Below are 5,388 nucleotides of genomic sequence, written 5' to 3'. Positions count from 1 at the left end.
CCGCCGCGCGGCGGGCTGTCGGCCACCGTGCGCCGGCGGCTGGTCGAGTGGACCGAGGCGCGGCTCGGCGAGCCGCTGACGATCGGCGAGATGGCCGCCGTCGCCGCGCTCTCCGAGCATCATTTCGCGCGCATGTTCCGCACTTCGTTCGGCATCGCGCCGCACGCCTGGGTGCTGTGGCTGCGCATCGAGCGGGCCAAGCAGCTGCTGCGGCATTCGGATGCGCCGCTCGACGAGGTGGCGCGGCAATGCGGGCTGGCGAGCGCGAGCCACCTGGTGAACCGGTTCCGGGCGCGCACCGGCGTCACGCCGGGACAGTACAGGCAACTGCGCCGGCAACTGCCTCGGCAACTGGCCTAGAATCCACCCGCTTGTCGGGGTGCCGAGGATGCGAATCCAAGGCTGAGAGGGCTTCAGTGCCTAACCCGTTGAACCTGATCGGGGTCATCCCCGCGTAGGAAACAGCACTCGGCCACCGGTCCCATCTGCTCACCGCAGGGCACGGTCTCCCAGGCAGGCACACCACCTCTGGAGACCGCATGGCCAAGCAAGCATCCTCCGTCGACACCGACGAGCTCTCCCGCCGCATCACCCGCACGCCGTTCGCCGGCTCGCGCAAGATCTACCTCGACGGCAGCCGCCCCGACCTGCGGGTGCCGTTCCGCGAGATCGCGCTCTCCGACACGCTGGTGCAGCAGCCGCACGGTGAGCCGCTGCGCGAGCCGAACCCTCCGCTGCGCGTCTACGACCCGTCGGGCCCGTACACCGACCCGCAGGCCGCGATCGACATCACGCACGGCCTGCCGCCGCTGCGCCGCGCGTGGATCGCCGACCGCGCCGATTCCGAAGCCCTGCCGCACATCAGCAGCGCCTACGGCCGCACCCGGCTCGACGACCCGGCGCTGGCCGCGCTGCGCATGGCGAACCCGCCGCTGCCGCGCCGCGCGAAGGCCGGCGCCAACGTCTCGCAGATGCACTACGCGCGCCGCGGCATCGTCACGCCCGAGATGGAGTTCATCGCACTGCGCGAGAACCTCGTGAAGGCGCAGCTGCGCGAGCGCCTCGCGACCGAGCGCCTGCCGCAGCGCGGCCACCCGTTCGGCGCGGCGCTCGTGCACGACATCACGCCCGAGTTCGTGCGCAGCGAGGTGGCGCGCGGCCGCGCGGTGATCCCCTGCAACATCAACCACCCCGAGAGCGAGCCGATGGTGATCGGCCGCAACTTCCTCGTGAAGGTCAACGCCAACATCGGCAACTCGGCGGTGACCTCGGGCATCGAGGAAGAGGTGGACAAGCTGGTGTGGGCGATCCGCTGGGGCGCGGATACCGTGATGGACCTGTCGACCGGCGAGAACATCCACGAGACGCGCGAGTGGATCCTGCGCAACTCGCCGGTGCCCATCGGCACGGTGCCGATCTACCAGGCGCTCGAGAAGGTGAACGGCCGCGCCGAGGAGCTCACCTGGGAGCTGTTCCGCGACACGCTGATCGAGCAGGCCGAGCAGGGCGTCGACTACTTCACCATCCATGCCGGCGTGCGGCTCGCGCACGTGCCGCTCACCGCGAACCGGCTGACCGGCATCGTCTCGCGCGGCGGCTCGATCATGGCCAAGTGGTGCCTGTCGCACCACCGCGAGAGCTTCCTGTACGAACGCTTCGGCGAGATCTGCGAGATCATGAAGGCGTACGACGTCTGCTTCTCGCTCGGCGACGGCCTGCGTCCCGGCTCGATCGCCGATGCGAACGACGAGGCGCAGTTCGCCGAGCTGACCACGCTGGGCGAGCTGACGCAGGTGGCCTGGCAGCACGACGTGCAGGTGATGATCGAAGGCCCCGGCCACGTGCCGCTGCAGCTGGTGCAGGAGAACGTCGACAAGCAGCTGGCCGCCTGCGCCGAGGCGCCGTTCTACACGCTTGGGCCCCTGATCACCGACATCTCGCCCGGCTACGACCACATCGCGTCGGCGATGGGCGCGGCCAACATCGGCTGGTACGGCACCGCGATGCTGTGCTACGTGACGCCGAAGGAGCACCTGGGCCTGCCGAACCGCGACGACGTGAAGCAGGGCCTGATCGCCTACAAGATCGCCGCGCACGCGGCCGACCTGGCGAAGGGTTTTGCCGGTGCGCAGATGTGGGACAACGCGGTCTCGAAGGCGCGCTTCGAGTTCCGCTGGGAGGACCAGTTCCGCCTGGCGATCGACCCCGACACCGCGATGGCGTACCACGACGAGACGCTGCCGAAGGAGAACGCGAAGGTCGCGCACTTCTGCTCGATGTGCGGCCCGAAGTTCTGCTCGATGAAGATCAGCCAGGAGGTGCGGGCCTTCGCGCAGCGCGATGCGGCGGCGAAGCCGGTGATCGAGATCCGGCAGGCGCTGGACGGCAAGGCCGAGGAGTTCCGCGCGCACGGCGGCGAGCTCTACCTCTGAAAGGCGACTGAGATGGCCCACGACAGCGATGTGCTGATCGCCGGCGCGGGGCTGGCCGGCCGGCTGTGCGCGTGGCGCTATGCGCGCGCCGGGCGGCAGGTGCGGCTGTTCGATGCGGCGCGGCGCGACGACACGCGCTCGGCCAGTGCGGTGGCCGCGGCGATGCTATCGCCGCTGGCCGAGCTGGCAGTTGCTGATGCGCAGGTGCATGCGCTCGCGCAGCAGGCGATGGCGCTGTGGCCCGACTGGCTGCTCGCGCTGCAGGCCGACAGCGGGCGCCCGGTGTACTTCCGCCGCGCCGGCACGCTGGTGCTGGCGCATGCCGCGGATGGCGGCAGCCTCGACCACTTCGAGCGGGTGCTGCGGCACAAGCTGGCCCCCGCGGAGCAGCACGCGATCCACGTGCTCGACGCGGCCGGCATCGCGTCGCACGAGCCGGCACTCGCCGGCCGCTTCGACCGCGGCCTGCTGCTGGCCGGCGAGGGGCAGATCGCCAACGACGAACTGCTGGTCGCGCTGGCGCGCGCGCTGGACCGCTTTCGCGTGCACTGGCATCAGGACGAGCCGGTGCATCAGCTGCACGCCGACGGGCTGCGCACCGCGCAGGGCGAGTTCCGCGCGCCGCTGGTGATCGACACGCGCGGCCTCGGCGCACGCGCCGACTGGCCGGGGCTGCGCGGCGTGCGCGGCGAGATCCTCAGCGTCGAATGCGAAGGCATCGCGCTGCAGCGGCCGGTGCGGCTGATGCACCCGCGCTACCAGCTCTATGTGGCACCGCGGCCGAAGCAGCGCTTCGTCGTCGGCGCGACCGAACTCGAATCGGAAGACGCCGGCCCGCCCAGCCTGCGCTCGGTGCTGGAGCTGGGCAGCGCGCTGTACAGCCTGCACCCGGCCTTCGCCGAGGCGCGGGTGCTGCGCATCGACGCGGCGCTGCGCCCGGCGCTCGACGACCACTGCCCGCAACTGCGCCGGCACGACGGCGTCTGGCAGCTCAACGGGCTGTACCGCCACGGCTACCTGTGCGCACCGGCGCTGGTGGACCAACTGCTTCAGGAGACGACGTGATGACCGAGGTGTCGATGAATGGCCGCCTGCTGCGCACGCCCGCGGCGACGCTCGCCGAGCTGCTGCAGCAGCAGGGCTACGAACCGCAGGCCGCGATGGCGTGCGCGATCAACCGGCAGTTCGTGCCGCGTGCGGAGTGGCCGTCGCACGTACTGCAAGCCGGCGACCGCATCGACGTGATCGCACCGGTCACAGGAGGCTGAGATGACGTCATGGACCCTCGCCGGCACCCCGCTCGCCAGCCGCCTGCTGCTCGGCACCGCGCACTACCCGTCGCCGCAGGTGCTGGCCGAGGCGGTGCAGGCGAGCGGCACGCAGGTGCTGACCGTCGGCCTGCGCCGCCTGCAGCCGGAGCACGGCGGCGGCAACGCGTTCTGGCAGCGCGTGCGCGCGCTCGGCTGCCACGTGCTGCCGAACACCGCCGGCTGCCACGACGCGCAGGAGGCGATCACGCTCGCGCAGATGGCGCGCGAGCTGTTCGACACGCCGTGGATCAAGCTCGAGGTGATCGGCGACGACTACACGCTGCAGCCCGACCCGTTCGGCACGCTGGAGGCGGCGCGCGTGCTGGTGCGCGATGGCTTCCAGGTGCTCGCCTACACCACCGACGACCTGGTGCTCGCGCAGCGCCTGCACGCGGCCGGCTGTGCTGCGGTGATGCCGTGGGCCGCGCCGATCGGCACCGGGCGGGGGCCGCAGAACCCGTATGCGCTGCAGACGCTGCGCGCGCGGCTGCCCGATGCGGTGCTGATCGTCGATGCCGGGCTCGGCCGGCCGTCGCATGCGGCGCAGGTGATGGAGATGGGCTTCGATGCGGTGCTGCTGAACACCGCGGTCGCGCAGGCCGGCGACCCGGTGCGCATGGCGCGCGCGTTCGCGCAGGCGGTCGACGCCGGGCGGCTCGCGTTCGAGGCCACGCCGATGGGCGAGCGGCAGACGGCGCAGGCCTCGACACCGACGCTCGGCATGCCGTTCTGGCACCAGGCTTGATGGAGATCTCACCATGCGACCCTTGTTGACGATCGCCGGGCACGACCCGGTGCATGGCGCCGGCATCACCGCCGACCTCGCGACCTGGCAGGCGATGGGCCTGGCCGGCAGCAGTGTCGTGACGGCCTTGACGGTGCAGGACAGCCGCGGCCTGAGCGCCTTGCAACCGGCCCCGGCCACGCTGGTGCGCGACGCGTTGCAGGCGCTGCTGCGCGATGGCGAGCCGGGGGCCGTCAAGCTCGGCATGCTGGGCTCGCTGGAGGTGCTGCGCGAGGTGCACGAGTTCGTCGCGGCGCGACGCTGCCCCGTCGTGCTCGATCCGGTGCTCGGCGCGTCGAACGGCCGCAGCAGCCACGATGCGGACGAACGCGCCTGGCTCGACGCGCTGCGTGCACTCGCGCGCGAGGTCGACGTGATCACGCCGAACCTGCCCGAAGCGCAGCGGCTCGGCCTGCTCGACGGCCCGGCAGCCGTGGTGTTGAAAGGCGGGCACGCAGACGGTGACCGAAGCATCGACGAGGTGATCGCCGGCACGCGGCACGCATCGCTGTCGACACCGCGGCTGGCCGGCTCCGCGCATGGCAGCGGCTGCGTGTTCTCGGCCGCGCTGGCCGGCTCGCTCGCGCAGGGCTGGAGCGTGTTCGATGCCGCCTGCATCGCCAAACTGCGTGTGACGGCCGGTCTCGCGCAGGCGATCGAGGTCGGCCCGGGCCGCCCGAACACGAACGCGGCGGCACGGCCCGACAGCACCCACCTGCCCGACTTCCGCTGGGCCGATGACGCAGCCGCGCCGGCCGCGGCCTTCGCGCCGTTGAGCGGCCCGCTCGGCTTCTACGCGGTGCTGCCCGATGCCGACTGGGTCGAGCGCGCGCTCGCGATGGGGGTGCGCACGCTGCAGCTG

The 5,388-nt window shown here is 71.9% G+C and carries 6 protein-coding genes and 1 riboswitch; all 6 genes read left to right on the top strand.

What is annotated here, in order from left to right:
- Positions 1-360: helix-turn-helix domain-containing protein (locus AC1DXV_RS30850; protein ID WP_477937274.1), on the top strand; the 360-nt coding region annotated here is incomplete at its 5' end.
- Positions 361-365: 5 nt separating this feature from the next.
- Positions 366-478: riboswitch (TPP riboswitch) on the top strand.
- 61 nt (positions 479-539) lie between these two features.
- On the top strand, positions 540-2,432 hold the full coding sequence (gene thiC, locus AC1DXV_RS30845; RefSeq protein ID WP_477937272.1) for a phosphomethylpyrimidine synthase ThiC: 1,893 nt from the start codon (positions 540-542) through the stop codon (positions 2,430-2,432).
- Between the two features lie 12 nt (positions 2,433-2,444).
- Positions 2,445-3,497, top strand: coding sequence for an FAD-dependent oxidoreductase (locus AC1DXV_RS30840; RefSeq protein ID WP_477864594.1), 1,053 nt, complete (start codon positions 2,445-2,447; stop codon positions 3,495-3,497).
- Positions 3,497-3,700 (top strand): sulfur carrier protein ThiS, encoded by a 204-nt coding sequence (thiS, locus tag AC1DXV_RS30835; RefSeq protein ID WP_477864593.1) that lies wholly within the window; start codon positions 3,497-3,499, stop codon positions 3,698-3,700. The genes AC1DXV_RS30840 and thiS overlap by 1 nt, the downstream gene beginning before the upstream one ends.
- Position 3,701: 1 nt before the next feature.
- Complete coding sequence (locus tag AC1DXV_RS30830) at positions 3,702-4,487, top strand: thiazole synthase (protein WP_477937270.1); 786 nt, start codon at positions 3,702-3,704, stop codon at positions 4,485-4,487.
- A gap of 13 nt (positions 4,488-4,500) precedes the next feature.
- Positions 4,501-5,388, top strand: an 888-nt coding sequence (gene thiD, locus AC1DXV_RS30825; protein WP_477937268.1) for a bifunctional hydroxymethylpyrimidine kinase/phosphomethylpyrimidine kinase, incomplete at its 3' end; no start/stop codon positions are given.

The organism is Rhizobacter sp. P3_C12, from assembly GCF_056402735.1.
This window is presented reverse-complemented; position numbering and strand designations above follow the sequence as displayed.

Coding starts and splice junctions, on each gene's coding strand:
- thiS (WP_477864593.1), top strand. CDS start 3,497: ATGACCGAGGTGTCGATGAATGGCCGCCTGCTGCGCACGCCCGCGGCG.
- thiC (WP_477937272.1), top strand. CDS start 540: ATGGCCAAGCAAGCATCCTCCGTCGACACCGACGAGCTCTCCCGCCGC.
- AC1DXV_RS30830 (WP_477937270.1), top strand. CDS start 3,702: ATGACGTCATGGACCCTCGCCGGCACCCCGCTCGCCAGCCGCCTGCTG.
- AC1DXV_RS30840 (WP_477864594.1), top strand. CDS start 2,445: ATGGCCCACGACAGCGATGTGCTGATCGCCGGCGCGGGGCTGGCCGGC.